The 1190-nt window shown below is 60.1% G+C and carries 1 protein-coding gene; it reads left to right on the forward strand.

The features are described 5' to 3' along the window. Window positions 1-1033 (forward strand): GGDEF domain-containing protein (locus ABT116_RS48250; protein WP_351647858.1); only part of this gene is annotated, 1033 nt, incomplete at its 5' end. Window positions 1034-1190 lie beyond the last annotated feature (157 nt).

Genomic DNA, 1190 nt, shown 5'->3' on the forward strand with positions numbered 1-1190 from the left:
GGCTGCTCGATCGATGTTGGGGACAGCCAGGGTGGTCGTCACCTTTTGGTGTGCTGTGTTCGTGGCACTCGCCGTACTGGCTCAATTCGTGAAGGGCGGCGCAACCGAACTCCCTGAACGGCTCGCGGCGGGCACGGCATGCATGATCGCGCTGTACTGCATGGTTCGTTGGTCACTCGGACGGTCCTGGCCGAGCCACCGCCAATCCGTTCGATTCATTGCGCTCACCAACATCTGTTTGTCCTTGATACTGCTCGCCGGAATCCATGCGAGTTTCCTGGCATTGACCGGCGCCGTTCTGTTCGTGGTCGTCGCGAACTATTCGTCGGTATTCCACAGCCCTCGAATAGTCACAGCACAGATCACCGGCGCGCTGTTCGTCGTTGCGCTACTGACAATTCGTGCTGTAACCGATCCGGATACCGACTCTTCGCTGTCGGTGTCCACCGGATTCGTCATCGGGTGTGTCATCGCCTCAGCCGCGATGACCGTGCATTTCCTCGTCTTGTACTTGACCGACGATGCACGACACTCTTGGCGCGATCCACTCACCGCTGCTCTGAACCGACGTGGGCTGCACAACGTCTGGCAACAGCTGTTCGGTGTCGGCGAACTCCAGGGACACGTTGTTCTCGCGGTGGTGATCGACGTCGATTCGTTCAAGAGCGTCAACGACAAACTCGGTCACGCAGAAGGTGATCGAATACTGGTGACAGTGGGCCGACGACTGAACTCGGCCGTCGGAGAGACCGGACTGGTCGCGCGGACCGGCGGTGACGAGTTCGTGATTCTCATGCCTGTCGAGCCACGTCGCATCGAACAAACCGTGGTCGACATCCACAACTCGATCTCGAAGCCTGCCGGCAGACAGACGATCTCGGTGAGTGTCGGAGCCAGCGTGTGGCTGTCCTCGACAATCCCGGACGCGTCCGGAACCATCGATCGAATACTTGCCGACGCCGACAACGCGATGTATCGAGCCAAGCGACGAGGTGGAGACCAAGTAGCCTGGGCGGTAACGCATCTGAGCTGAATCGGCACGTTTACTGCCGATCGAAATCAGAGCGCCGCTTCGCTGTCGTTCGCCGGATCCAACTGATCCTGGGTTGCCGCCCAACTCGCCAGGAGTTTGAGTGCATCAGCCGTGGGCGTCCCGGGCGCGGCGGTGTAGACCAGCAGTGTCAGACCGG

The sequence above is a fragment of the Streptomyces sp. NPDC002130 genome, from assembly GCF_040296465.1.
GTDB lineage: Bacteria > Actinomycetota > Actinomycetes > Streptomycetales > Streptomycetaceae > Streptomyces.